25 protein-coding genes are annotated in these 25,474 nt (G+C 58.7%); 1 reads left to right on the top strand and 24 read right to left on the bottom strand.

Annotated elements, in window-relative coordinates; genetic code table 11:
• Window positions 1-4: 4 nt before the first annotated feature.
• Both FHL07_RS06310 and FHL07_RS06305 read right to left on the bottom strand, forming a co-directional pair.
• On the bottom strand, window positions 5-1,294 hold the full coding sequence (locus FHL07_RS06310) for an amidase (protein WP_138738212.1): 1,290 nt from the start codon (window positions 1,292-1,294) through the stop codon (window positions 5-7).
• A 29-nt stretch (window positions 1,295-1,323) separates the two neighbouring features.
• Window positions 1,324-1,737, bottom strand: a complete 414-nt coding sequence (locus FHL07_RS06305; RefSeq protein WP_095002082.1) for a VOC family protein — start codon at window positions 1,735-1,737, stop codon at window positions 1,324-1,326.
• A 108-nt stretch (window positions 1,738-1,845) separates the two neighbouring features.
• On the opposite strand from FHL07_RS06305, the gene FHL07_RS06300 reads away from it, so the two are divergent.
• Window positions 1,846-2,721: a LysR substrate-binding domain-containing protein gene (locus FHL07_RS06300; protein WP_095027136.1), complete on the top strand. Its 876-nt coding sequence runs from the start codon at window positions 1,846-1,848 to the stop codon at window positions 2,719-2,721.
• 56 nt (window positions 2,722-2,777) lie between these two features.
• On the opposite strand, the gene FHL07_RS06295 is transcribed toward FHL07_RS06300, so the two are convergent.
• From FHL07_RS06295 to flhB, 22 genes are all read right to left on the bottom strand, one after another.
• Window positions 2,778-3,170 (bottom strand): DUF2802 domain-containing protein, encoded by a 393-nt coding sequence (locus tag FHL07_RS06295; protein ID WP_095002084.1) that lies wholly within the window; start codon window positions 3,168-3,170, stop codon window positions 2,778-2,780.
• A complete protein-coding gene (locus FHL07_RS06290; protein ID WP_016781537.1) occupies window positions 3,171-3,650 on the bottom strand; it encodes a chemotaxis protein CheW in 480 nt (159 codons plus the stop codon).
• Window positions 3,651-3,731: 81 nt separating this feature from the next.
• Entirely contained in the window at window positions 3,732-4,460 is a 729-nt protein-coding gene (locus FHL07_RS06285; RefSeq protein ID WP_095002085.1) for a CheW domain-containing protein, read from the bottom strand.
• 84 nt (window positions 4,461-4,544) lie between these two features.
• Window positions 4,545-5,333, bottom strand: a complete 789-nt coding sequence (locus tag FHL07_RS06280) for a ParA family protein (RefSeq protein ID WP_095002086.1) — start codon at window positions 5,331-5,333, stop codon at window positions 4,545-4,547.
• Between the two features lie 39 nt (window positions 5,334-5,372).
• Window positions 5,373-6,263, bottom strand: a complete 891-nt coding sequence (motD, locus tag FHL07_RS06275; RefSeq protein ID WP_095002087.1) for a flagellar motor protein MotD — start codon at window positions 6,261-6,263, stop codon at window positions 5,373-5,375.
• Window positions 6,264-6,265: 2 nt separating this feature from the next.
• A complete protein-coding gene (locus tag FHL07_RS06270) occupies window positions 6,266-7,006 on the bottom strand; it encodes a flagellar motor protein (protein ID WP_095002088.1) in 741 nt (246 codons plus the stop codon).
• A complete protein-coding gene (locus FHL07_RS06265) occupies window positions 7,006-8,148 on the bottom strand; it encodes a protein-glutamate methylesterase/protein-glutamine glutaminase (protein WP_138738211.1) in 1,143 nt (380 codons plus the stop codon). Before FHL07_RS06265 ends, FHL07_RS06270 begins: the two co-directional genes overlap by 1 nt.
• Window positions 8,149-8,195: 47 nt before the next feature.
• Window positions 8,196-10,364: a chemotaxis protein CheA gene (locus FHL07_RS06260; RefSeq protein ID WP_095018899.1), complete on the bottom strand. Its 2,169-nt coding sequence runs from the start codon at window positions 10,362-10,364 to the stop codon at window positions 8,196-8,198.
• A gap of 64 nt (window positions 10,365-10,428) precedes the next feature.
• Window positions 10,429-11,217, bottom strand: coding sequence for a protein phosphatase CheZ (locus tag FHL07_RS06255; RefSeq protein WP_095018900.1), 789 nt, complete (start codon window positions 11,215-11,217; stop codon window positions 10,429-10,431).
• A gap of 20 nt (window positions 11,218-11,237) precedes the next feature.
• On the bottom strand, window positions 11,238-11,609 hold the full coding sequence (locus FHL07_RS06250; protein WP_162939305.1) for a chemotaxis response regulator CheY: 372 nt from the start codon (window positions 11,607-11,609) through the stop codon (window positions 11,238-11,240).
• A gap of 194 nt (window positions 11,610-11,803) precedes the next feature.
• Complete coding sequence (gene fliA / locus FHL07_RS06245) at window positions 11,804-12,544, bottom strand: RNA polymerase sigma factor FliA (RefSeq protein ID WP_016781546.1); 741 nt, start codon at window positions 12,542-12,544, stop codon at window positions 11,804-11,806.
• Entirely contained in the window at window positions 12,544-13,371 is an 828-nt protein-coding gene (gene fleN / locus FHL07_RS06240; protein WP_016781547.1) for a flagellar synthesis regulator FleN, read from the bottom strand. Before fleN ends, fliA begins: the two co-directional genes overlap by 1 nt.
• 119 nt (window positions 13,372-13,490) lie before the next feature.
• Window positions 13,491-14,807, bottom strand: coding sequence for a flagellar biosynthesis protein FlhF (flhF, locus tag FHL07_RS06235; RefSeq protein ID WP_095002596.1), 1,317 nt, complete (start codon window positions 14,805-14,807; stop codon window positions 13,491-13,493).
• 11 nt (window positions 14,808-14,818) lie between these two features.
• Window positions 14,819-16,948 carry a flagellar biosynthesis protein FlhA gene (gene flhA / locus FHL07_RS06230; RefSeq protein ID WP_095002707.1) on the bottom strand — a complete coding sequence of 710 codons (2,130 nt, stop codon included), beginning with the start codon at window positions 16,946-16,948 and terminating at the stop codon, window positions 14,819-14,821.
• 256 nt (window positions 16,949-17,204) lie between these two features.
• Window positions 17,205-18,257: a fimbrial protein gene (locus FHL07_RS06225; protein ID WP_095026927.1), complete on the bottom strand. Its 1,053-nt coding sequence runs from the start codon at window positions 18,255-18,257 to the stop codon at window positions 17,205-17,207.
• Between the two features lie 125 nt (window positions 18,258-18,382).
• On the bottom strand, window positions 18,383-18,790 hold the full coding sequence (locus FHL07_RS06220) for a fimbrial protein (protein ID WP_238705503.1): 408 nt from the start codon (window positions 18,788-18,790) through the stop codon (window positions 18,383-18,385).
• Window positions 18,791-18,896: 106 nt separating this feature from the next.
• Window positions 18,897-19,469, bottom strand: coding sequence for a fimbrial protein (locus FHL07_RS06215; protein WP_095002598.1), 573 nt, complete (start codon window positions 19,467-19,469; stop codon window positions 18,897-18,899).
• 22 nt (window positions 19,470-19,491) lie between these two features.
• Window positions 19,492-20,256, bottom strand: a complete 765-nt coding sequence (locus FHL07_RS06210; protein WP_095002599.1) for a fimbria/pilus periplasmic chaperone — start codon at window positions 20,254-20,256, stop codon at window positions 19,492-19,494.
• A complete protein-coding gene (locus tag FHL07_RS06205; protein WP_238705502.1) occupies window positions 20,253-22,787 on the bottom strand; it encodes an outer membrane usher protein in 2,535 nt (844 codons plus the stop codon). The genes FHL07_RS06210 and FHL07_RS06205 overlap by 4 nt, the downstream gene beginning before the upstream one ends.
• A 42-nt stretch (window positions 22,788-22,829) precedes the next feature.
• Window positions 22,830-23,102: a fimbrial protein gene (locus FHL07_RS23785; RefSeq protein WP_232527673.1), complete on the bottom strand. Its 273-nt coding sequence runs from the start codon at window positions 23,100-23,102 to the stop codon at window positions 22,830-22,832.
• A gap of 356 nt (window positions 23,103-23,458) precedes the next feature.
• Window positions 23,459-23,992: a fimbrial protein gene (locus tag FHL07_RS06195; RefSeq protein ID WP_095002710.1), complete on the bottom strand. Its 534-nt coding sequence runs from the start codon at window positions 23,990-23,992 to the stop codon at window positions 23,459-23,461.
• Between the two features lie 345 nt (window positions 23,993-24,337).
• Window positions 24,338-25,474: a flagellar biosynthesis protein FlhB gene (gene flhB, locus FHL07_RS06190; protein WP_095002601.1), complete on the bottom strand. Its 1,137-nt coding sequence runs from the start codon at window positions 25,472-25,474 to the stop codon at window positions 24,338-24,340.

Raw genomic sequence — 25,474 nt, 5'->3', positions numbered from 1 at the left:
GCTGCTACAGACCGGGCGTTGAGCGCAGGGCGCTATCCACCTGCTGCGCCGCTTCGAGCAGCCTGCTGTCCTGACGAAATCCGCCAATCAGTTGCAACCCCACTGGCAGCTCCCCCGACGCCCGGGGCATCGGAATATTGAGCTGGGGCAGGCCGAATGCCATCCAGAACTTGCAGAAGTCTGATGGCCCGGTGCTCTGCAACCCCAGTGGCGCAACCATGCCGCAGGTGGCACCCAGCATCGCGTCAAAGGGTTCGAAATGCTCCTTCAACACCGGCGCCAACGCCGCCAGCCGAGCCTTCGCTGCCGTTTCCTGCTGCCAACTGGTGGCCCGCGCCCTATCAATCATGGCCAGCACTTGCGGGCTCAGTTGCTCGGGGTTCGATTGCCACTCCTTGCTCAGTGAACGGGCACCCTCGCAGTCATTGATCAACTGGTGATCATCGAAAACACTGGCAAACTCGTCCTCCAGTACCACCTCGGTGACGCTATGGCCTGCGGTTTTCAATTGTTCCATAGCTGCCAGCAAGGCCTTAGCCACCGGAGGATCGATCTGATCCCAACGCGACGTACGACAAAACCCGAATAATCGGGCGCCATTCTCCCCGTTCGTTTGCGGCAAGCCGGGCACCAGTACCCGGGCGAGCAGCGCCAGGTCGCGAACCGAACGGCCATACCAGCCCAGGGTGTCGAAGCTCGGCGCCAGGGGCTTGACCCCTTCCAGGGAAACCAGCCCATGGGACGGCTTGAAGGCATACAACCCGCAATAGGATGCAGGCTTAAGCAGCGAGCCCGCCGTTTGCGTGCCCAGGGCAAGGGGGAAAAAGCCCGCGGCCATGCCCGCAGCAGAGCCGGCACTGGAGCTGCCCGGCGTCCTCTGCAGGTCATGGGGATTACGCGTCGGCCCCGTGTGCATATAGGCAAATTCAGTGGTATGGGTTTTACCCATGATCACCGCCCCGGCCTGACGCAGCAGCGCAACCACATGGGCATCCCGCGAGGGCCGGTTGTGGGCGTAGATCGGCGAGTAAAATGCTGTCGGATGGTCGCCGGTATCAATGATGTCCTTGACCCCCACCGGCACACCGGCCAATAAACCATTGATCTGCGGGCTGCCCAGGCACAGGGCCTGTTTACGTACGCACTGCGCATCGAGCGCGGCAAACGCCTGGATTGCAGGTTCGCGGGCATTGCTTTGCGCCAGAAAATGCTCAGCCACCTGCCCGGGGCCAAGCAGCGCCTTGCGTACGTGTTCGGCGATCGCGCAGGCATCTGCAGTGTCAAGAAAGCTCATGTGATGTTTAACCTCGGATTATGGCTGTGTTACACGGCATATACCGCTGCCCAATCGGCAAAACCCTTGATCTCAATGGGATTGCCCGAGGGGTCGAGGAAAAACATCGTCGCCTGCTCCCCCGCTGTCCCGGCAAAGCGCAGGGTCGGCTCCAGTACAAACTGCACGTCACGGCTCAGCAGGCGTTCTTTGAGAGCGTGCCAGTCGGGCATGGCCAGTACCACGCCAAAATGTGGCATGGGCACCCGGTGCTCGCCGACTTTCCCGGTATTGCTAACGGAAAACGGCTCGCCCAGATGCAACGACAACTGATGGCCGAAAAAGTCGATATCTACCCAGCTCTCCGTGCTGCGGCCCTCAGCACAGCCCAGCACGTCGCAGTAAAAGCGCCGCGCCGAGACCAGGTCGTGAACGTGATAGGCGAAATGAAAAAGCGATTGCACAGTGACCTCCTGAAACCGGAACAGGCCAGATGGCCCTTGCGCCAATGATGTATTGCCGTCTTCAATAGAACTAACCTGTTATTTTATCCGTGAAAGAAAGAAATTCTTATGGATACGCGCTACCTCAAAAGCCTGATCGCCGTGGTGGATTGCGGCTCGATTGCCAGGGCAGCACGCCTGGAAAACCTCACTGCCGCCGCCGTCAGCCAGCGCATTCTGGCCCTTGAGCGCCAGCTCGGGCTGGAGCTTCTGGTGCGCATCGGGCATGAGGCCAAACCCAGCCTGGCCTGCCTGGATTTACTGCCCCGGGCACGTGCCATCGTCAATGAAGTAGCGCTGCTGGCAGGTGATGCCGATAGCCAGGGCCTGACCGGCCCCTTGCGCATCGGCGCCATTTCAACCGTGCTCACGGGGCTTCTGCCACAGGCCTTGCGCGCCTTGACCCGCTCAACCCCGCAACTGAAACCGGTCATAGTGCCCGGCACATCGCGCGCGCTGTATCAGGCGCTGGAGGCCAATGAGCTGGATGCCGCGATTGTGGTCGCACCGCCCTTTGCACTGAGCAAAACCTTCGAGGTGGTGGTGCTGCGCAAGGAGCCTTTGCTGTTTATTTCCAATGAACCCTCCACGCAAGGCATCGACGCCCGCCTGCAACACTGCCCGTACATTCAGTATGACCCCGATGCCTGGGGCGGCCGCCATGCCCTGCAGTACTTGCAGGATCACAGCCTGTCACCCGCTGCCCTGCTCGATCTGGATGCACTGGAAACCATCGCCCTGCTCACGGCACAGGGCCTTGGGGTGAGTCTGGTGCCATGCTGGTCGGGAATTGAGCGCTGGACCGGCAGTTGTGTGCTGGAGCCGGTCGGGGATGAGCGCTATGACCGCGAAATTGTGCTGCTCAGCCATGCCCAGGGCCCAAGGTTGCGGATGGTAGACGTATTGCAGGGGGCGCTGCTGGAGACTGCAGGCAGTCATCTGTAGCCGCTGAGGAGCGCAGCCTCGCTGCGCTCCTCAGCGGCTAAGGTCAGTCACCCAACTCAACCCTTGTACATTTTGCTCATCAGTTCGGCTTCAGCCTGGGTCAGGCCGCATGCCTGGGTCAGCTCATCGACACTGGCACCCATGCTCACCAGCCGCGCCGCCTGGTTGAACGACAGGCTGGTAGGGTCACGCTGCTCAAGCTGAGTCAGCTTCTCGGGCAGCGGCGCAACCACGGCGCGCAATTCGTGCAGGGCTTCGCCCATCTGCACATTGCCGTTCTGGTAGGTATCCAGGCGCCGCGCCAGTTCCCGAAGGCGCCGGTCTCGCTGTTCATCGGCCGCAGCCTGTTGCGCCACAAGCACCCGCTGACGGCGCACGTGGCTGACAAACAGCCACAGGGTCACGGCCCATAACAGGCCCAGGACGATTACCGCCGCCTCAAGGATCAATCAGATGTTCTCCAGATCCGACCATTCTTCCTCGGTCATCATTTTGTCCAGTTCAACCAGAATCAGCAGTTCGCCGTTCTTGTTGCACACACCCTGGATAAACTTGGCCGATTCGTCATTGCCCACGTTAGGCGCCGTTTCGATTTCGGACTGACGCAGATACACCACCTCTGCCACGCTATCGACCAGAATCCCAACCACTTGCTTGTCGGCTTCGATGATGACGATGCGCGAGTTATCGGTGATTTCGGCGTTGTACAGACCAAAACGCTGACGCGTGTCTATGACCGTTACTACGTTGCCGCGCAGGTTGATAATACCCAACACGTAGGAAGGCGCACCCGGTACCGGGGCGATTTCGGTGTAACGCAGCACTTCCTGCACTTGCATCACATTGATGCCATAGGTTTCGTTGTCCAGCTTGAAGGTAACCCATTGCAGGATCGGATCTTCAGAACCCTGTGCCGCTGACTGTTTCATACCCCAAACCCCTGACTGAAATACTGCTCGATTCTGATAACTGGCGATCCGCCCTCGCAGGTGAATCGACCACGATTATTGTTATGACTTGCCCTTGGCGATCAATGCCGCCAGTTGCTCCACATCCAGCAATGCGCACATGTGTTCAATCACCGTGCCCGCCAGCCACGGCCGTTGCCCGCGCTGTGAACGCCATTTGATTTCGTTGGGGTGCAGGCGCAACGAACGGCTGACCTGATGCACCGCCAGCCCCCATTCGTAGCCCTGTACGGAAATCACGTATTGCAGGCCTTCGCGCAAATCATCGCGATAGCGTTCAGGCATCACCCAGCGCGCGGTATCGAGCACGTTGAGCTTGCCGCTCTGGCTGGGCAGGATCCCCAGAAACCAGTCTGGCTGGCCAAACAGCGGAGTGAGTTCACGCCCGGCCAGTGAGTAGATCGAGCCCAGGCACACCAATGGCACCGCCAGGGTCAACCCCGCCACGTCGAACAGCAGGCACTCGAAAGGTTCGGCAGCCCAGGCCGGGCGACCATCATCGGGAACCGGCAAATGCGCCCCGGGGGCACTGGGCCGATGGACTTCAACCAGCGGATGGGCCAGCGCCTCGGCAGGCACACCGACCTCAGACAGCTCCACCGGCATCGCCAACGGCGCTTCAATGGGTTGCGCGGCGGCAGGTTCCGCCTCCGTCTGCGCGGGTGCGGGTTCAGCCGCTTCCAGCGCCTGGGTTGCATCAAACAGCAAGTCGTCGAGGTACGACTGCAAGGCCACTTGCGAGCGGTTGGAAAGTGCTACTGGCTGCGTCATAAAGTGCCCCACTCATCAGCCTCGCGACAGAGACCTGTAGTCGTTATCGGCCAGACCCGACCGATACTTGAATGCCCGCCCACTTCACGCCACCTGCGGTGCAAGCTGGCGGGTGAGGACGTGCTTGAGCAACGCACGGTAGGCGATCACTCCACGGGTTTTCTCATCGAACTGCGAAGGCGTCTGCCCGGCACGGCTGGCATCGCGCAAACGAGTATCGACCGGGATAAAACCCTGCCACAGGGTCTCGGGGTACACATCGCGCAATACTCGCAAGGTACTCATCGACGCCTGGGTACGACGGTCGAACAACGTCGGCACGATACAGAACGGCAGCTCCTGGGGGCGCGAGCGGTTGATCATGCGCAGGGTATGCACCATGCGTTCCAGGCCCTTGAGCGCCAGATGTTCGGTTTGCACCGGGATGATCAACTGCTGACTGGCCGCCAGCGCGTTGACCATCAACACACCCAGAATCGGCGGGCTGTCGATGATCGCGTAGTCATAGTCCTGCCACAGTTGCGCCAGGCTGCGGGCAATCACAAGGCCCAGGCCGCTTTGCCCCGGAGCCTGACGCTCGAGGGTCGCCAGGGCCGTGGTGGCCGGCAGCAAGGAAATTTTCTCGTGGCTGGTGGGCAACAGCAATTGCGCGGCCAGGCCCTCAGGCACCTGGCCCTGATGCAGAAACAGGTCGTAGACACTGTGTTCCAGACCATCGGGGTCATAACCGAAGTAGCTGGTCATGGAGCCGTGCGGGTCAAGATCGACCACCACCACGCGCTTGCCCGCCTCTGCCAGCAAACCGGCCAGGGCGATGGATGTGGTGGTCTTGCCGACCCCACCTTTTTGATTGGCTACTGCCCAGACTCTCATTCAGTTGTTCCTCCCGGCTGCATGCGTGCCGGCCGAGATTTATAGGGTTGGCGACGGGGAATTGACGGCATTCCCGCGAACCAGTGGCTGTGTCTGTGGCGGTGCAGTTTGTGTGCCAGCCCGCTTCAAGGCGGCATCCGGTGTTGCATGGGCGCTGCCCGTGCCAGTCAGGCTGCGGCGTACCTCAAGGTTGCGCGACACCACCAGCACTACCCGGCGATTGAGCGCGCGCCCCTCTGGCGTAGCGTTGTTGGCCACCGGCTGAAACTCGCCGTAGCCCACCGAGGCCATGCGCCCGGGGCTGACCCCCTGCATGGCGAGCATGCGCACGATGCTTGCCGAGCGCGCCGATGACAGTTCCCAGTTGGTCGGGTACTGCGCAGTCCGGATCGGCAGGTCGTCAGTAAACCCTTCGACATGTATCGGGTTTTCAAAGGGTTTGAGTACTGCGGCCACTTTGTCGATGATCTCGAAAGCTGCATTGCTGGGCATCGCATCACCGCTGCCGAACAGCAGGCTGGAGTTGAGTTCGATCTCGACCCACAGCTCATTGCCGCGCACCGTCAATTGTTTGGACGCGATCAAATCACCAAAGGCATGGGTGATGTCATTGGCAATGGTCTTGAGCGGGTCATCGGGGCGCTGCCCCAAACCGGCGTCAGTATTTTCGCTGTCTTTTATCAAGGGTTCGGCAGGCTGGGTGGTCAGCGGACGCTCTTCACCGATGGGCACCGGCTTGATGCTGCGCTCGGTGTCATTGAACACACCGACCAGCGCCTGGGAAATCACTCGGTACTTGCCCTCATTGATTGAAGAAATCGAGTACATGACGACGAAAAAGGCAAACAGCAAGGTGATGAAGTCCGCGTAGGACACAAGCCAGCGTTCGTGATTGACGTGTTCATCCGCGTGGCGACGGCGCCGGCTCATAGTTAACCTGTAAAGCCTTGAAGTTTGAGTTCAATGGAGCGCGGGTTCTCGCCCTCGGCAATCGACAGGATGCCTTCGAGCAACATCTCACGGTACAGCGACTGGCGCATGGCAATGGCCTTGAGCTTGCTGGCAATGGGCAGCAACACCAGGTTGGCGCTGGCCACCCCGTAAATGGTCGCGACAAACGCCACCGCAATGCCACTGCCCAGTTGCCCTGGATCGGCCAGGTTGCCCATAACGTGGATCAAGCCCATGACCGCGCCAATAATGCCGATGGTCGGGGCGTAACCGCCCATGCTCTCAAACACCTTGGCGGCCTCGATATCGCGGCTTTCCTGGGTCATGTAGTCGACTTCCAGCACGCTGCGAATGGTTTCCGGCTCTACTCCGTCGACCAGCAATTGCAGGCCCTTGCGCGAATAGCTGTCGGGCTCGGTATCGGCCATGCCCTCCAGGCCGAGCAAGCCTTCCTTGCGGGCCGTAAGGCTCCAGTTGACGACACGGTCGATACCGCCCGTCATGTCGATACGTGGCGGAAACAGAATCCACACCACGGTCTGCATTGCGCGCTTGAACGCACTCATGGGCGACTGCAGCAATGCCGCGCCCACAGTGCCGCCCAGCACGATCAACGCCGCCGGGCCATTGGCCAGAGCGCCCAGATGGCCACCCTCCAGGTAGTTGCCGCCGATAATCGCGACAAACGCCATGATGATGCCAATCAGGCTGAGCACATCCATCAGTGGCAAGCCTCGGCCAGATGCCGGCCAATGTCATCGAGGCTGTACACCGCATCGGCCAGGCCGGCTTTGATGATGGCCATGGGCATGCCGTAAATCACGCAACTGGCTTCGTCCTGGGCCCATACCTGGCTGCCGCCCTGTTTGAGCATGCGCGCGCCTTCGCGGCCGTCCGCGCCCATGCCGGTCAATACCACCGCCAAAACTTTGTCACCAAAGGATTTGGCCGCCGAGCCGAAGGTGATATCCACGCACGGTTTGTAGTTGAGGCGCTCATCGCCCGGCAGGATGCGTACGGCTCCACGGCCGTCGATCATCATTTGCTTGCCGCCAGGTGCCAGCAAGGCCAGACCGGGGCGCAGGATATCGCCGTCCTCGGCTTCCTTGACACTGATGCGGCAAAGCTTGTCCAGCCGCTCGGCAAACGCTTTGGTGAACGCGGCCGGCATATGCTGCACAAGCACGATCGGCGCCGGGAAATTGCCCGGCAACTGCGTCAGTACCCGTTGCAAGGCCACCGGCCCACCGGTTGAGGTGCCGATAGCCACCAGTTTGTAAGCCTTGCGCTTGGGTGCGGCAGCCGCCGGGGTTGGCACAGGGCCACCACGGCTGGCAATCGGTGTGGTGCGCACCGGCGCGGCCACCGCGGCCGGGGCCACGAAACCGCCCAGCCCGGGCCGGGGCGCAGGGGTCGGGGTCGGGGCCGCCGCCGGTACAGGTGCGCTGTAGCTGGACATGCGCCTGTTGCTGCGCGAGATGCTGTGTACTTTTTCACACAGCATCTGTTTGACCTTCTCGGGGTTACGCGAGATGTCTTCAAAGTTTTTCGGCAGAAAATCCACCGCCCCGGCGTCCAGCGCATCGAGGGTCACGCGGGCACCCTCGTGGGTCAGTGAGGAGAACATCAACACCGGGGTCGGGCAGCGCTGCATGATATGGCGCACGGCAGTGATGCCATCCATCATCGGCATCTCGTAATCCATGGTGATCACGTCCGGCTTGAGCGCCAGCGCCTGATCAATCGCTTCCTTGCCGTTGGTGGCGGTGCCGATCACTTGAATCGTCGGGTCAGCCGACAGAATTTCCGAGACACGACGGCGGAAAAAACCGGAATCATCCACCACCAGGACCTTGACTACCATAAACACTCCGTTAGGCGGTACGGGGCACGAGCCCCGAGGCACCAGAATCAAATACGCCGTGATGCGTAATGCTTGAGCATGCTCGGAACATCCAGAATCAAGGCAATACGACCATCACCGGTGATGGTGGCACCCGACATGCCTGGCGTGCCCTGGAGCATCTTGCCCAAAGGCTTGATCACCACTTCTTCCTGGCCGACCAGTTGATCGACCACAAAACCGATGCGCTGGGTGCCGATCGACAGAATCACCACATGCCCTTCGCGCTGCTCTTCGTGGGCAGCAGATGCCACCAGCCAGCGCTTGAGGTAGAACAGCGGCAGCGCCTTGTCGCGCACGATCACCACTTCCTGACCGTCGACCACATTGGTGCGCGACAGGTCGAGGTGGAATATTTCGTTGACGTTGACCAGCGGGAAAGCAAACGCCTGATTGCCCAGCATCACCATCAGGGTCGGCATAATGGCCAGGGTCAGGGGCACCTTGATGACGATTTTCGAACCCCGGCCCAGAGCCGACTCGATGCTCAGCGAGCCATTGAGCTGGGCGATCTTGGTTTTCACCACGTCCATGCCCACGCCACGCCCGGACACATCGCTGATTTCGGTCTTGGTCGAAAAACCCGGGGCAAAGATCAGGTTGTAGCAGTCGTTTTCGCTCAGGCGATCGGCCGCATCCTTGTCCATCAAGCCTTTTTTCACCGCCAGGGAACGCAGGAAATTGGCGTCCATGCCTTTGCCATCGTCAGAGATCGACAGCAGGATATGGTCGCCCTCCTGCTCGGCCGACAAAATCACCCGACCACAGCTCGGCTTGCCGGCGGCGGCGCGCTCTTCAGGGGTTTCGCAGCCGTGGTCGACGGCGTTGCGCACCAGGTGGACCAGCGGGTCGGCCAGGGCCTCGACGAGGTTTTTGTCCAGGTCGGTCTCTTCGCCCACCAGCTCCAGGCTGATTTCTTTTTTCAGCTGCCGTGCCAGGTCCCGTACCAGGCGCGGGAAGCGGCCGAAAACTTTCTTGATCGGCTGCATCCGCGTTTTCATCACCGCGGTTTGCAGGTCGGCGGTGACCACGTCGAGGTTGGACAGCGCCTTGGCCATCTCCTCGTCATGACTGTTCAGGCCCAGGCGCACCAGACGGTTACGCACGAGCACCAGCTCGCCGACCATATTCATGATGTCATCGAGCCGCGCGGTATCGACGCGCACGGTGGTTTCAGCCTCGCTGGCCACCGGTTTTTCTGCAGGCGCAGCCGCGCCACGGGCCGGGCCCGGTCGTGCCGCCGCTACCGGCTTGGCCGGGGCAACTGCAGCCACCACGGCTGCCGAGTCGGCGCTGAATTTGCCTTTGCCGTGCATCTGGTCGAGCAAGGCTTCAAATTCGTGATCGCTGATCAGGTCAGGGTCGCCCGCAGGCACCACGGCAGTGACCGCAGGCTCGGCAGGTGCCGCGGTCGCGGTGTCCAGCCCATCGGTATTGAACGAACCCTTGCCATGCAATTGATCAAGCAGGGCTTCGAATTCATCGTCGGTGATTTCATTGCTGACTTCGGCGGCCACGGCGGGCGCTTCGTCGGCCACAGTGGCCACCGCCGCTTCCATCGAAAACTGGCCCTTGCCGTGCAATTGGTCGAGCAGCAATTCAAACTCGGCGTCGCTTATTTCGTCGCTGGTCGTGCTTTGTGTTGTGGCCACCGCCTCAGGCTCGGCCGCGGCCGCCTTGACCGCATCGAGGGAATCGAGCAACTGCTCGAACTCGCTGTCGGTGATATCGGTCACCGGGGCTTCAACCACCGGTTCAGGCACTGCAACAACCGCTGCTTGCACAGCAGCAGGCTCGGCCAGGCGCGCCAGGGCCGCCAGCAACTCGGGAGTCGCGGCAGTGATCGGGCTGCGCTCACGCACTTCGCTGAACATGCCATTGACCGCATCCAGGGCCTCAAGCACCACATCCATCAGTTCCGCATCAACGCTGCGCTCACCCTTGCGCAGGATGTCGAAGACGTTTTCGGCGATGTGACAGCACTCCACCAACTCATGGAGCTGCAGGAAGCCGGCGCCCCCTTTTACAGTGTGAAAACCGCGAAAAATGGCATTGAGCAGATCCGCATCATCCGGTCGGCTTTCCAGCTCGACCAGTTGTTCGGACAACAACTCCAGAATTTCGCCGGCTTCAACCAGGAAATCCTGAAGGATTTCTTCATCGGCGCCGAAGCTCATGTAGGTGCTCCTTGAAATAGGCTCTTCGACGCCGGGCAACAGCGCCCGCACGCCTCTTCAAGTCCTAAAAACCCAGACTGGACAACAAATCGTCAACATCATCCTGACCGGATACGACGTCATTACGTGTATCGGCATGAATCTGCGGACCTTCACCCTTGGCCTGGTTTTTTTGCAAATTATTTTCAGCGCGCAATGCATCGCGGTCGTGCTCGATCCCGGCAAAGCGATCGACCTGGCTGGCCATCAGCACCAGCTTGAGCAAATTGCTCTCCACGTCCGTGACCAGTTGCGTCACCCGCTTGATCACCTGACCGGTCAGGTCCTGGAAATCCTGAGCCAGCAAAATATCAGTCAGATTGGCGGACACGATGGTGTTTTGCGTTTCGCTGAGCGTCAAAAAACTGTCAATCCGACGCGCCAGCTCGCGAAACTCTTCGGCACCGATTTCACGGCGCATAAAACGCCCCCAATCCGCGCTCAGTTCTTTGGCTTCCTGACCCAGGCCATTGACCAGTGGCGTGCTGTTTTCCACCAGGTCCATGGTCCGGTTGGCCGCCGCTTCCGTGAGTTTCACAACATAAGCCAAACGTTCGGTGGCATCCGTGATCTGCGACACCTCTTCGGCTTGCGGCATGCCTGGATCAATATGGAAATTGACAATGGCGCTGTGCAGTTCGCGGGTCAGCTTGCCGACTTCACGATACAGCCCGCGGTCACGGGTCTGGTTGAGCTCGTGAATCAACTGCACGGCATCGCCAAACTGGCCTCGTTCAAGGCTTTCGACCAATTCGTGGGCATGTTTTTTCAGGGTCGATTCAAAATCGGCCTGTGTGCAATCTTTATGCTCCATAGTGCCCCCAAGGCAACCGCTCAACCGATGCGTTCAAAGATCTTTTCGATTTTGTCTTTGAGTGCGATAGCGGTGAACGGCTTGACTACATATCCATTAACACCGGCCTGGGCCGCTTCGATAATCTGCTCGCGCTTGGCCTCGGCGGTCACCATCAGCACCGGCAAGTGCTTGAGTTTTTCGTCGGCACGCACATGGCGCAGCAACTCGATGCCGGTCATGCCCGGCATGTTCCAGTCCGTCACCAGAAAGTCGATGTGCCCCAGGTTGAGGATCGGCAACGCGGTGGTGCCGTCGTCCGCCTCGACCGTGTTGGTGAACCCCAGGTCACGCAACAGGTTTTTAATGATCCGCCGCATCGTTGAAAAGTCATCAACGATGAGGATTTTCATGTTCTTGTCCAATTCGACCTCCAAGCAGTCTTTAACGCACCCATGTGCAGGGCACGCCATTCAATCAATTCGTTTTCAAACACGCCTAATCGACTGTGGGAGCGGGCTTGCCCGCGATGGGGTCGACGCGGTCTGTCTGATTCACCGTGTCGATCCCATCGCGGGCAAGCCCGCTCCCACAGGTATCAAGGGCCCTAGTGCGCGCGCCACTGCCCCAGGCGAGCCCGCAAGCGTGCCGCGCACTGGCTGTGCAGCTGGCTGACCCGGGACTCGCTGACCCCCAGCACTTCGCCGATTTCCTTGAGGTTCAGTTCTTCGTCGTAGTACAGCGCCAGCACCAACCGTTCACGCTCGGGCAAATGGGCGATCGCATCGGCCAGCGCGGCCTGAAAGCGTTCATCTTCAAGGTCGCGCGACGGCTCCGTGTGGGCACTCGCGCCATCTTCATGCAACCCTTCGTGTTCGCCGTCCTGCAACAGATCGTCGAAACTGAACAGGCGGCTGCCCAGGGTGTCATTCAAGATGGCGTAATAATCATCAAGGCTTAACTGGAGTTCGGCCGCAACTTCATGATCTTTAGCGTCACAACCGGTTTTTGCTTCAATTACCCGAATGGCGTCACTGACCATGCGGGTATTGCGGTGTACCGAACGCGGTGCCCAGTCGCCCTTGCGCACTTCATCGAGCATCGCGCCACGGATACGGATGCCGGCATAGGTCTCGAAACTCGCGCCCTTGCTGGCGTCGTATTTGCCCGAAACTTCGAGCAGGCCGATCATCCCGGCCTGGATCAGGTCATCCACCTGCACGCTGGCCGGCAAACGCGCCAGCAGGTGGTAGGCAATGCGCTTGACCAGGGGCGCGTAGCGCTCGATCAGCTCGTACTGGCTGTCACGGGATGACTTGCTGTACATGCGATAACCGCTGGCCGTCATTAAAAGCGCCCCCCTGCCTGCTGCACCAGGCGTTCGACAAAGAACTCAAGATGCCCCCTCGGGTTGGCTGGCAACGGCCAGGTGTCAACTTTTTGCGCGATGGCCTTGAACGCCAGCGAGCACTTGGAGCGCGGAAACGCTTCGTAGACGGCGCGCTGTTTTTGCACGGCCTTGCGCACGCATTCGTCGTAAGGCACGGCGCCCACATATTGCAGGGCCACATCGAGGAAACGGTCGGTAACCTTGGTCAGCTTGGCGAACAGATTGCGCCCTTCCTGCGGGCTTTGCGCCATATTGGCCAGCACGCGGAAGCGGTTCATGCCGTAATCGCGGTTGAGCAACTTGATCAACGCATAGGCGTCGGTGATCGAGGTCGGCTCGTCGCACACCACCAGCAGCACTTCCTGGGCTGCGCGGACAAAGCTGACCACCGACTCGCCAATCCCGGCGGCGGTGTCGATCACCAGCACATCGAGGTTGTCGCCCAGGTCGCTGAAGGCCTGGATCAGACCGGCATGCTGCGCCGGGCTCAGGTGCACCATGCTCTGGGTGCCCGAGGCCGCCGGCACGATGCGGATCCCGCCGGGCCCCTGGAGCAATACGTCGCGCAGCTCGCAACGCCCCTCGACCACATCGGCCAGGGTGAATTTTGGGGTCAAGCCCAGCAAAACATCGACGTTCGCCAGCCCAAGGTCCGCGTCCATCAACAGAACGCGCCTGCCCAGCTCGGCCAATGCGATGGACAAGTTGACTGACACGTTAGTTTTACCGACGCCACCCTTGCCGCCGGTCACTGCGATCACCTGTACGGGATGCATGCTGCCCATGATCTTTCTTTACCTTGTCTTACTTAGACGCGGCTACATGCGTTGGCTGCTCGTTCCCCTGCGGAACAAAACCTTCAGACCAGCCGATGTAGGTACATTTCAACGTAATCTTGACTACCTCAGCCGACCCGCTTGGGTGGGCTGTGGTAGATATCAGCGAACATATCGGCCATGGCCTCTTCGCTGGGTTCTTCCTGCATTTGCACACTCACTGCGCGGCTCACCAGCTGGTGACGCCGCGGCAGATGAAGATCGTCCGGGATCCGCGGGCCGTCGGTGAGGTAAGCCACCGGCAGCTCGTGACTGATCGCCAGGCTCAACACTTCGCCCAGGCTCGCGGTTTCATCCAGTTTGGTGAGGATGCAACCGGCCAGCCCGCAACGCTTGTAACTGAGGTAAGCGGCCGTCAGCACCTGCTTCTGGCTGGTAGTGGCCAACACCAGATAATTCCTGGCCTTGATTCCGCGCCCCGCCAGGCTTTCGAGCTGCAGGCGCAACGCCGGGTCGCTGGCTTGCAGGCCCGCGGTATCGACCAGCACCACGCGCTTGCGCACCAGCGGTTCAAGGGTCTGGCCCAGCGACTGGCCGGGGGCAACATGGGTTACCGGCACATTCAAGATGCGCCCCAGGGTCTTGAGTTGTTCCTGGGCGCCAATACGAAAACTGTCCATGCTCACCAGGGCGATATTCTGCGCGCCGTACTTGAGCACATAACGGGCCGCCAGCTTGGCCAGGGTGGTGGTTTTACCCATCCCGGCGGGCCCCACCATGGCGATTACGCCACCCTCCTCCAGCGGCTCCAGCTCCGGCGTGGCAATCATCCGCGCCAGGTGCGCCAGCAACATCCGCCACGCCTGGCGTGGCTCTTCGATACCGGCCACCTGCGCCAGCAGATCACGGGACAACGGCCCGGACAAACCGATGCGCTGCAAACGGCGCCACAAGTTGGCCTGCGCGGGCTTGGCGTCCTGCAACTGGCTCCACGCCAGCGAGCCCAGTTGCACTTCCAGCAACTCGCGCAAACCGTTGAGTTCATGGCGCATATTGTCGAATGCACGCTGATCGATCGTCGGTGCCGCGGGCGCTGGCGCAGGGCGCGGCGGTTCTTCCAGGGTCGGCTCAATCAATGGCTCGGCAGCCGTGAGCGGCAGACCGGCAAACAGCTGGCGGTTATCGCCGGCCTCGCCTTCACCGCGCAAGCTCAACTCGGCCTGGGCCGAAACAATCCGCGACTGGGTCTTGCGCAGCTCTTCTTCCAGCTCAATGTTCGGCACCCGGGGTGCCAGCGCGGACAGCTTGTAGTCCAGGGCCGCGGTCAACTCAACGCCCCCGGCAATCCGGCGGTTGCCAATAATGGCGGCGTCAGCCCCCAACTCATCACGAATCAGCTTCATGGCCTGACGCATATCGGCGGCGAAAAATCGCTTCACTTGCATAAACCAAACCCTCAGCCGTTAGGGCCTACTGTCGCAACGATCGTGACCTGCTTGTTGTCAGGGATTTCCTGGTAAGCCAGTACATGCAGGTTGGGCACCGCCAGACGGCCAAAGCGCGACAGCATCGCGCGTACCGGGCCTGCCACCAACAAGATGACCGGATTGCCTTGCATCTCCTGACGCTGAGCAGCGTCGATCAACGAGCGCTGGAGCTTCTCTGCCATGCTGGGCTCCAGCAAAACGCCCTCTTCCTGGCCTTGTCCGGCCTTCTGCAAACTATTGAGCAATATTTGTTCCAACCTGGGCTCCAGGGTGATAACAGGCAGCTCGGAGTCAACGCCTACAATGCTTTGCACGATGGCACGAGACAAGCCCACGCGTACGGCGGCAACCAAAGCGGCAGTATCTTGACTCTTATGAGCATTGTTGGCGACGGCTTCGGCAATACTGCGGATATCCCGCACTGGCACCTGTTCGGCCAACAAGGCCTGCAGCACCTTGAGCAATTGCGACAGGCTCAACACCCCCGGCACCAGTTCTTCGGCCAGTTTGGGCGAGGACTTGGCCAGCAGCTGCATCAACTGCTGAACTTCTTCATGACCAATCAACTCATGGGAGTGTTTGTACAGGATCTGGTTAAGGTGCGTTGCCACTACGGTACTGGCGTCCACTACGGTATAGCCCAGTGACTGCGCCTGGCTGCGCTGGCTGACCTCGATCCACACCGCTTCCAGACCAAAGGCCGGGTCTTTGGTGGTAATCCCGTTAAGCGTGCCAAATACCTGCCCCGGATTGATCGCCATCTCGCGGTCCGGATAGATTTCGGCCTCCGCCAGAATCACTCCCATCAGGGTCAGGCGATAGGCGCTGGGGGCCAGGTCGAGATTGTCACGGATATGCACGGTGGGCATCAGAAAGCCCAGGTCCTGGGACAGCTTCTTGCGCACCCCCTTGATCCGCGCCAGTAACTGGCCACCCTGGTTGCGATCCACCAACGGGATCAGGCGATAACCGACCTCAAGCCCGATCATGTCGATGGGGGTAACGTCATCCCAGCCCAGCTCCTTGGTTTCCTGGGCGCGGGCTGGCGAAGGCAGCAGCTCCTGCTGGCGCTTGACCTCTGCCAGGGCCTGGACCTTGACCACGTTCTGTTTTTTCCACATCAGGTACGCCGCACCACCGGCGACTGCAGCCAGGCTCAGGAAGGAGAAATGCGGCATGCCGGGCACGATGCCCATGATGGCCATGATGCCTGCCGAGACAGCCAGCGCCTTGGGTGAGGTAAACATCTGCCGGTTGATCTGCTTGCCCATGTCTTCGGAGCCCGAAGCACGGGTCACCATGATCGCGGCAGCCGTGGACAGCAACAGGGACGGCAATTGCGCCACCAAACCGTCACCAATGGTGAGCAAGGCGTACACCTTGCCGGCTTCGCTGAAGCTCATGCCGTGCTGGAAAATCCCAACTGCCATGCCGCCGATCAGGTTGATAAACAGGATCAACAGACCGGCGATGGCATCACCGCGCACGAATTTGCTGGCACCGTCCATCGAGCCATAGAACTCGGCTTCCTGGGCGACTTCCTGACGGCGCATCTTGGCCTGATTCTGGTCGATCAGTCCGGCATTCAGGTCGGCGTCAATGGCCATCTGCTTGCCGGGCATGGCGTCGAGGGTGAAGCGCGCACTCACTTCCGAGATGCGCCCGGCGCCCTTGGTCACGACCACGAAGTTGATGATCATCAGGATCGCAAACACCACGATGCCCACCACGTAGTTGCCGCCGATCACCACCTCGCCGAAGGCCTGGATCACCTTGCCCGCGGCGGCGTGGCCCTCCTGACCGTGGAGCATCACCACCCGGGTGGAGGCCACGTTGAGCGCCAGGCGCATCAGCGTGGCCACCAGCAGGATGGTGGGGAACACGGCAAAATCCAGCGGCCGCAAGGCGTAGACGCACACCAGCAACACCACGATGGACAGCGCGATATTGAAGGTAAAAAACACATCCAGCAAAAAGGCGGGGATCGGCAACATCATCATTGCCAGCATCACCAGCAACAACAGCGGCACACCCAACTGTCCCTGACCCAGGCCGGCCAGACCGCTGCGAGCGGTGTTGATTAACTGAGAGCGATCCAATGACATTGCGGCAAACCTTTAGCAAACTTTTGACGCCATATGCGCCGTGGAGCCTGCCACTGCAAGAAACCTTCCAACTTTGGCAAATGGCCATATGGAAGGCTTGCAGGGTGTGCGAATCCTTGTAGTGCCGATGAGCGCAGCAGGGCTGAAACAAGGAAAAAACGCCGTTCATTGCCAATAAGGGAGAATCCTTCCCCCTTGTGTTGTTGCAGCTTTTATTTTGCAGCCGATGGGATGGCTCTTGCTTGGCGAGTCAAGGAAACTCCACCACAAGAGTACCGCTCCCAGCAAAAGGGCCGGCAGGTGGAAAAGTGCCACGTTTACGAAAAAGAGAAAAAGTATATTCCTCCGTTGTTTCACCGTTGATCAAATAGACATAATAACTGAGCCCGGAAGACGGTAAAATAATTGCATCATCACTTTTACGAATCATGGCGATGGCTATATCAGGCTTGCCCGATACAAAACCTTCAGCACTGAATATAGAAGGCGTTGCCACCAGTTTAAGCCTGGCGCTTTGAAGAGCCCTGTCACACACAAATTTTACGCCGACCGTTTTCCGGGCAAGTGAAGTGCTCGCACTTATCCCGATGGCCGCGGGATCCACAGAACCAAAATCAACATTAACGGGCCTGTTATCATTGATAGCACACTCCGCTGGAACAGGTGGTGTTGTGTCCAAACTGTTGCGTGCCCTGATTTGAACGTACATCGAAAATGGCGCATACGAAGCATGGGTGAAATTATACAGCTTGAAAAAATGAAAGTTACCGATCACATCACCCGCGTCAATTTTAATGTTCAAGCCTGGACTTGAAGAAAGTTTGAGATACATACCAAGCCAGAAAAAATAGTTAGGTCCACTTCTAGAGCCTTCGGCAAGGTACCTGCCAGGCCCCAAAGGCCAAGGGTATTCGTTCCCGCCAACAATCATCCCGGAGGAGAAAGCAGAAAATTTTGGAGCCTGATTAAACGTATCAGAGGTTGAAGCTATCCACTCCCGATAACTAAGAGGAAACGTCACCGGGAAATTATGCCTGCACACGGTCGGCACAGCACTTTTCATAGTAACCCTGCTATTTTCCGCATCCAGTTTTACGTCAGTGTAGATAATAAGAGTTTCTGCTCTCATATCCCTCCAGACCCGGTCATCCGTTTGGCAATGAACAGCAAAAGCAACTTGTGCAAACAGCCAAAAAAATACGCCAGCAAAACACCTCATAATATTCACGACTTTTGATCCTGTATGTAGTTTTACCTCGACACGCGTCTTGGGGGCATCCAGCGCAAATATAAACACCGCCACAAATCCATCCAGATCAGGTTAAGAGTCCAAGTCAACAACTATAGTATTTTCCACACCAAAGGTGATCAATGATACGCAGTGCAAACACGTCAGTTTATTGTCGGTGCCTCATCTGCCTTTACTTCTCAGCGCAGTGATATGACTATCGTTGCGGAAGCCGAAAAAGCTCCTCCCGCAAGAGTGCTACCCGGTTTTGCCACCAGCACCGCTTCCATTTGAGGCAAAGTTGGGTATGTAAAATTAACGGGACTGTTAAGGGACCAGGTTGCACCCCCCACCAGGAACTTGATCCCGAGATTACTTTTACTGGTCATCAACAACGCGCGATCAAAACTGGCTCCACCCCCCTGCAACTCTATTGTCATGTCATTGGTTGGCTGCGGCCCGCACGTCACTGTATAAGGCACCTGCTTGCGATAATTGACCCCATCGATCTGTGCAGCTACCAGATTGCTGCCGAAAGGGACAGTGAGCGTGTTGTTGCCATTAACAATGCAAGGCGCAGGCGCAAGGATTACCCCACTCACATTCACGGCCACCTCCGAGGTACGCGCCGTAACACTCTGGCCAAGAGACAGACACAGACAATAGCAAGTGATTGCAAAACGCGAAGTTACCGACCTGATCATCGTTGCGCCCTCACTCATAAATAAGCCTGAAATCAACCCGGGCCCGAAACGCGCCATTGCTCAGTGCTGTGGCAGTGCGCGTGGGTTGCACCTGCCACGTCAGGGTGTCGCTGCCATGCGCCAGAAACAAAGGCTCTCCACGAGCGCCCAAACGCACATCCCGGCCAAGGGCATCGGTCAGGCGCAGGCCCATGCCGGTGACACCCTGAACTTTGACCAAACGCGGATCATCCTTATCGGAAGGCGCCAGAAAAGCGACGGACACCACCGGCTGATAGGCACTCCACACCAGATTGCCCGTGCGCTCATTCAGGAGGCTGCCGGATGCGCGCATGCAATCGACAAAGCGCAACTGCAAAACCACGGGCGATGCCATATCGCCCGGGCGCATCAATTGGCTGCGGGGCACATTTCCAAGGTCCACGGCCTGGTCTGCCGAGGCCATGTCCAGGACGCAAGGGGAATTGATCAGTGAGCCCGAAATATCCAGAACTCCATTCATCCCTTGAATCTCGGCCTGGCCCTGAGCGGCATGCAGCGTCAGCAACAAGGCACTCAGGGCCGTCACCGTACAAGGTTTCATGACGCCTCTTCTGAGGCGCGCACTAGTCATCGGTCGTAGACACATTCGCGTCCACCTTGCAGGTGTTGCCAGTGCAACTGAACGCCAGTGCCGGGCGGCCGCCGTAATCATTTACATAGGTCAGCCAGGGTTTGCTACCCAGTGCCGCCGCACTCACGCCCAGCTTGAGCGTGCCTTTTGGCGGCACCATCAGCGGCTCAAAACCGGGAGAGGTTTTGCCCTCTTTGCTGCTGCGGGCATCGATCAGCGTGATGTAGTACGGGGTAGGATTATTGACTTGAAAGTCATCGGCCTCACGGGTCAGGATCAGTTGTTTCTGCCAGGGGTCCGAGCGTTCCTGCTGGCTCGGCACTATCGAAGCCGGACGATAAAAAAGCTTGATGCGGGTCTGCAGGGCGATCTGCAGGCTGTTGGCCTTGTCGCTACGGGGCGGAATTTCGCGTAAATTGAAGTAATAGACGGTCTCCCGGTCCTGGGGCAGCGACTTGACCGCAGGTAACGCCTGAACTTTCACCTGGCTTTTTTTACCGGGCTCCAGGCGCTGGACCGGTGGCAACACGATCAGCGGCGAGGTGATCTTGTTGCCTTGCTCATCCTCGATCCAGCCCTGGGCCAGGTAAGGCAACTGGGTGTTGTTGTTGGTGATGGTCATGCTGGCGGCATCCTTGCTGCCATCAAACACGACCCGGGTTCGATCAAGACCAATGGCGGCATTGACGTTGCCGGTCTGCGACAGCATCAGGAGGACAAGCGACGAGTACGCGCAACTGAACGTTTTAATTTTCATGACTTTTTCTCGCTATCAACAATCCTGCCCAGAGAGGCTGACGCGGGCATGGTCTTGTCCGCTGCGACCCCCTGGCAGGACAGACTGAGGGTGGAAGCCAATCCGTCGACCGGTAAATCTTCAGGCATTACAAAGGTGCAACGCTCGGCACCACCCCAACTGACTATCATCCGCCCGCCGGGCTGAATACCACTGAGGTAGACGCTGCCAGCATCATTGACGATGCCGGTGCCCTGCTGTTTTTCGTTTTTCACCATGGCGCCGAACGGCGGCACGCTGCCATCAGGCAGGCTTAACACAGCCATGGCCTTGAGCCCGGCAATCACCTCCAGCGTGCGATAACCGATGGCGCCCTCTGTCAGGGTCAACTGGGTCATGGACTCTGTCGCCTCCACATCGGCAGGCAAGCTTTCCAGATCGACACTGGCCTCAGTGCGCGTAAAGCTGCCGACATCCGAGACAACTGCCTTGCCGAAGGCATTGCTGCGCGTCGGGCTGCCATAGCCCCGGATCGGCACGCCAGGTACTCCACCGGTATCGATCATCAACCGGGTACCGCCCGTACCCGCAGTTCGATGCCCTGCGCCACCGTATGGCGTCAGTGTGCCGCCACCACGAGCAGACAGGGTGAGGCTGTTGTAGCTGTTCTCTTGCAGGGCAGCGCTGACGGAGACATCCGCCTGATCACCGGCATGGTTCAGGTACCCGCTAACCGAGGTGTTGCTTGCCGACAGTTGATAGCTGTTGCGCTGATCGAGCCGGTCACTGTAGTTCGTGGAATAGTTATTTTGGCCCTGAGAGCTACTGTTGACGCTGCTGGTGAGCGTCCCGGAGCGACCCATCGGCAGGCTGACTGACAGGTACATACCGGTGTGGTTGCTGGAGATGCCACTGTGCTGGTTTTTCTCCTGATTACGGAAAGCGCTCAGGGAAAGGCTCATGTTTCTTATCGAGCCCACACTGAAATAGCGCGCCAGGGACAAGTTCCATCGCTCACCGCTCGGACGATCCCAATAGGACTGGTTGCTGTAGCTCAGATAAGCGGTAAGCCCCATATCCCGAAACTGCTTGTTGACTGTCGCAGTGTAAAGCGACTTGCTGCCCCCCACCGGACCACCGTAATGGCGCGCATTCAGGTACTCGCTCATGCTCATGTAGTTTTTTTGGGAAAAACGGTAACCCGCAAAGGTGACCTGACTGTCGTACTGGTCGAAGTTTTTCGAATAGCTCAACTGAAAGGAATCGCCCGACAAGGACGTGCCCTGCAGCTTGGCGCTGGCCCGGGTCACATCGAATGAGATCGCTCCCAAGGCCAGCAGGTCGCGCCCCACCCCGACAGAAAGCGCCGTGTAATTATTGTCACTGAGACCACCGCCATACAGGGACCAGCCATTGCTTACGCCCCAGGAGAATTCGCCTGCACCGAAGACGTCGCCCTGCCCTCCGTTGTGAAGAGAAGACGGTCGACCGCTGGCCAGTTTGTAACGCACAGTGCCGGGACGCGTCAGGTAGGGAATGTTGGCCGACTCAACCTGGAAGGTGGTGACGCTGCCGTCCTGCTCTTCGACGCGCACCTCCAGGGTCCCGGTTACGGCATCATTCAGATCCCGAATACGAAAAGGGCCCGCCGCAACCAGCGCTTCATAAAGCACACGGCCTTGCTGGCTGATAATGACCCTGGCATTGGTTTTGGCAACGCCGACAACTTCCGGTGCATAGCCACGCAAATTGGGCGGCAACTGGTTGTCATCCGAGTTGAGTGCAACGCCGGTATAACGGAAGCTGTCGAACACGTTCGAATACAGGTAGTTTTCTCCCAGAGTCAGACGCGCCTGCATGGCAGGCAGCGCTCGATAGGCATAAAAGCGGCTCCACTCCAGCCGTCGCGCACGACTGTAGCTTTCGTCTTCGATACGGCCCTGCCAGTCTGCACGCAAGCGCCAGGGGCCCGCGTTTGCGCCGAACGTGCCATTGCCGCTCAAGTCGGTTTGACGGGCTGAGCCCTTCCGCCCGCTGGACTTGGCCGTGAGGTTGTAATCCATCAGAACGCCCGGCACGCCGTTGTCCCACCGGGAAGGCGGATCCCAGTTCCGGGCGTTGTATTCCAGATAGGCTTGCGGCACGGAAATATGCAGGCTAGAGGTCGCCAGATCACCACTGACTTCCATGCCCGCCAGGCTATTGATATGCAGGCACTCGCCGCTCTTCCACCAGCCGAGCCGAGCTTGCATTTCAGGCTTGAGCCCCAGTTGCTCAACCAGCTCGGTCGACAGGCAGGCCTGGCTACCTTTGGGGTCATCGTCAGGAGGGTAAAAAGCTATGCGCTGCTCAGGCAGCCATTGCGAGTTGACCTGCACCTGCAGCGGATAAACGCCAGGCAAGATAAAACCGCTGCGAGAAAATTGGGACAAGTCGATATTGGTACGATCGCTGAGGTCCAGAATATCGGTATTGAACTGAATCTCATCCCCGGCCCATACCTCAGCACCCAGCGACATCAATCCGCTCAACACGCCGGTGCGCAGTATCATTTGGGCGGCTGAGAGATCCCGCCCGGTAAACAGCCCGTACATTCAGAAATACTCCAGGCGGAAACGCACCGCAGTTCGGTGAGAACCAACCGCTACAGGACGACCATTGCCAACCAGTTGAAGGGTGTAATGCAGCTCCTGGTCCGCTCCGGTCAGAGGCGCCAGGGGCATGGGTACTCCCGGGATGCTTTCCTGCCCTTGGGTATCGGCAATACGCAGGGCCAACCCCCGGGCCGCTCCGCCAATGGCAAACAAGCGCCCGCTGGCATCCGCCAGGCCATCAAACGTCACCCTTACATGCTGCCAGTCAGGCAAGTAACTGCCTGGACGAAAAGAGTCAGGCCTGGCCAATGAGCATTTAATTAAACGCAATGTGAATATCACTGGCGAAGACTGACCCTGACGAATAAGTTGCCCCATGGGCAAAGGGTCGAATTCAACGAGTTGATAAGCGCTACTCGCATCAAGCGCACACGCAGAATCAACAATTTGCCCTTCAAGTGTTACGCGCCCACCCCCCTGACTTGCTAGTGCAGTACACACACCGAAACCCAACGTTATAAACACAAAGAACGAGGTAACCACTACTGAAATCGAGAGTGCTTTCACAGGAAACTCCCACTTGCAATTGCCCTGCTGTCGAACTTCCTACAACAGGGCAACCGGACAACCTACTGATATGCCAGCGCGAAGTTCGTAACAGCAGTAAAAGTACCTGTACCTACAGTAGTGGTTGTAGATGTTTGACCTTTCAACTGAGCACCAAAGGTCAGCGTATTGCTACCCGCCGTAATACCTTTCGGGCGGGTTGCAGTACCCAGCGTTATGGCGGTACCGTCGAACTCGGTCAGAAGGATGCCCGCACCGGCAACGCCGTTCAGGGCCAATGCTCCTGGCACTGCTGTCGCCCCCGTACCGGTAAAGGTGGCCTTGACTGTATTGTCGGTGAGACCGGTCAATGAACAACCGGTCAACTCGATGTTGAAATATTGCTTGGTACCGATGCCACCATTATTCAGCTGAGATTTGGACACCGAACCCAGCGGAACAGGTTGATCCACACTTTCAGGTGTAATGGAGCAGGCCGACTCCAAAATTTCACCGCTAAACGTGACAGTACCCGATCCTGCTCCCGCAGCACTGGCAACTGATGCCGAACAAGCCAGCAACACCATAGACGCCAAAGCAGACTTGGCAGACTTCATTGCAACACCCATCAAACACCCCCTACAAAAATGCGTTACAACAATTGTTTAATAAACTGAAGATTTAGTTTAAGTTTAAATCCCGACACTTATTCATACCCCAAGGAAATAAAAGCGAAAGCCATTAGCTGACTTTTACCCATCCCCACACACCGAAGTAAGAAGCAACTAAACTAACAGCTAACTTTCAAACAATAAGTAAGGCACTTCCAACTGTCTTGTAGGATCCCACCTAATACAAGATAGATATATAACACCGCACTAGCAGAGATTATTTGACGGAGGCGAATTTAAAAGTAACTACTCGACGCAAAATACCTGCACTCCACCCCGTCAACTGACACGCTACTCGTCACGGCGCAAATCCGCCGGGATCGGCAAGTCCTTGAGGGGGTCCGGGCGCTTGCCCTTGCCGGCCTGGTACTGGCGGATCTGGTAGACGTAGGCCAGCACCTGGGCCACGGCCAGGTACAAGCCGGCGGGGATTTCCTGCTCCAGCTCCGTGGAGTAATAGATCGACCGCGCCAGCGCCGGCGACTCCAGCAGCAGGATGTTGTGCTTGGTACCGATCTCGCGAATTTTCAGCGCCAGGAAGTCACTGCCCTTGGCCAGCAACATCGGCGCCCCGCCCTTCTCCGGGTCGTACTTGAGGGCCACGGCGTAGTGGGTCGGGTTGGTGATTATGACGTCGGCATCCGGGATCGCCGCCATCATGCGCCGCTGGGACATTTCACGCTGCACCTGACGTATGCGCTGCTTGACCTCCGGGCGCCCTTCCTGATCCTTGTGCTCGTCGCGTACTTCCTGCTTGGTCATCAGCAATTTCTGATGGCTTTCCCATAGCTGTACCGGTACGTCCACCGCAGCGATCAGGATCAATCCGCAGGCCATCCACAACGCACTCCAACCCACCACTTGCAAGCTGTGGATCACTGCCAGTTCCAGCGGCTCATGGGCGATGCGCAGCAGGTCATCGATGTCGGACTTCAACACCAGCAAGGCCACGATCAGGATGATAAAGAATTTGGCCAGGGCCTTGAGCAGCTCCACCAGCGCCTTGGCCGAGAACATGCGCTTGATCCCGGCGGCGGGGTTCATGCGGCTGAATTTGGGCGCCAGGCTGCCCGCAGCAAAGAGCCAGCCGCCAAGGGATATCGGGCCGACCAGGGCCGCGATCAACAACGTGATCAGTACTGGCTGCACCGCGATCAAGGCGATTTTCCCTGAATGCAGCAGAAACGCGCCCATGGAATCCGGGTTAAGCAGCACTTCGCGGCTCAAGCTGAAGTTGTAACGCATCAGCTCCATCAAATCCTGCGCCAGCGCACCGCCAAAAATCAGCAAGCCCGCCGAACCAGCCAGCATGATGGCCAGGGTGTTCAGCTCTTTGGAACGTGCAATTTCACCCTTTTCCCTGGAGTCCTTTTTTCGTTTCTCCGTGGGGTCTTCTGTTTTATCGGCGCCACTCTCGCTTTCGGCCAT

The organism is Pseudomonas sp. FSL W7-0098 (assembly GCF_005930585.1).
In the GTDB taxonomy this organism is placed as follows: Bacteria; Pseudomonadota; Gammaproteobacteria; order Pseudomonadales; family Pseudomonadaceae; genus Aquipseudomonas; species Aquipseudomonas bubulae.
The sequence above is the reverse complement of the archived record's forward strand: the minus strand, read 5'-3'. Positions and strand labels throughout refer to the sequence as shown.

What these genes read in the sequence shown, in the direction of transcription:
- FHL07_RS06290 (WP_016781537.1), bottom strand. Translation starts at nt 3,650, where the DNA reads ATGAAACAGTCAGCGGCACAGGGTTCTGAAGATCCGATCCTGCAATGG.
- FHL07_RS06205 (WP_238705502.1), bottom strand. Translation starts at nt 22,787, where the DNA reads ATGATACTGCGCACCGGCGTGTTGAGCGGATTGATGTCGCTGGGTGCT.
- FHL07_RS06255 (WP_095018900.1), bottom strand. Translation starts at nt 11,217, where the DNA reads ATGGAGCATAAAGATTGCACACAGGCCGATTTTGAATCGACCCTGAAA.
- FHL07_RS06215 (WP_095002598.1), bottom strand. Translation starts at nt 19,469, where the DNA reads ATGAAACCTTGTACGGTGACGGCCCTGAGTGCCTTGTTGCTGACGCTG.
- fleN (WP_016781547.1), bottom strand. Translation starts at nt 13,371, where the DNA reads ATGGGCAGCATGCATCCCGTACAGGTGATCGCAGTGACCGGCGGCAAG.
- flhB (WP_095002601.1), bottom strand. Translation starts at nt 25,474, where the DNA reads ATGGCCGAAAGCGAGAGTGGCGCCGATAAAACAGAAGACCCCACGGAG.
- FHL07_RS06265 (WP_138738211.1), bottom strand. Translation starts at nt 8,148, where the DNA reads ATGGTAGTCAAGGTCCTGGTGGTGGATGATTCCGGTTTTTTCCGCCGT.
- flhF (WP_095002596.1), bottom strand. Translation starts at nt 14,807, where the DNA reads ATGCAAGTGAAGCGATTTTTCGCCGCCGATATGCGTCAGGCCATGAAG.
- FHL07_RS06210 (WP_095002599.1), bottom strand. Translation starts at nt 20,256, where the DNA reads ATGAAAATTAAAACGTTCAGTTGCGCGTACTCGTCGCTTGTCCTCCTG.
- FHL07_RS06270 (WP_095002088.1), bottom strand. Translation starts at nt 7,006, where the DNA reads ATGGATGTGCTCAGCCTGATTGGCATCATCATGGCGTTTGTCGCGATT.
- FHL07_RS06300 (WP_095027136.1), top strand. Translation starts at nt 1,846, where the DNA reads ATGGATACGCGCTACCTCAAAAGCCTGATCGCCGTGGTGGATTGCGGC.
- FHL07_RS06285 (WP_095002085.1), bottom strand. Translation starts at nt 4,460, where the DNA reads ATGACGCAGCCAGTAGCACTTTCCAACCGCTCGCAAGTGGCCTTGCAG.
- FHL07_RS06195 (WP_095002710.1), bottom strand. Translation starts at nt 23,992, where the DNA reads ATGAAGTCTGCCAAGTCTGCTTTGGCGTCTATGGTGTTGCTGGCTTGT.
- FHL07_RS06310 (WP_138738212.1), bottom strand. Translation starts at nt 1,294, where the DNA reads ATGAGCTTTCTTGACACTGCAGATGCCTGCGCGATCGCCGAACACGTA.
- fliA (WP_016781546.1), bottom strand. Translation starts at nt 12,544, where the DNA reads ATGACGGCCAGCGGTTATCGCATGTACAGCAAGTCATCCCGTGACAGC.
- motD (WP_095002087.1), bottom strand. Translation starts at nt 6,263, where the DNA reads ATGAGCCGGCGCCGTCGCCACGCGGATGAACACGTCAATCACGAACGC.
- FHL07_RS06280 (WP_095002086.1), bottom strand. Translation starts at nt 5,333, where the DNA reads ATGAGAGTCTGGGCAGTAGCCAATCAAAAAGGTGGGGTCGGCAAGACC.
- FHL07_RS06250 (WP_162939305.1), bottom strand. Translation starts at nt 11,609, where the DNA reads ATGAAAATCCTCATCGTTGATGACTTTTCAACGATGCGGCGGATCATT.
- FHL07_RS06260 (WP_095018899.1), bottom strand. Translation starts at nt 10,364, where the DNA reads ATGAGCTTCGGCGCCGATGAAGAAATCCTTCAGGATTTCCTGGTTGAA.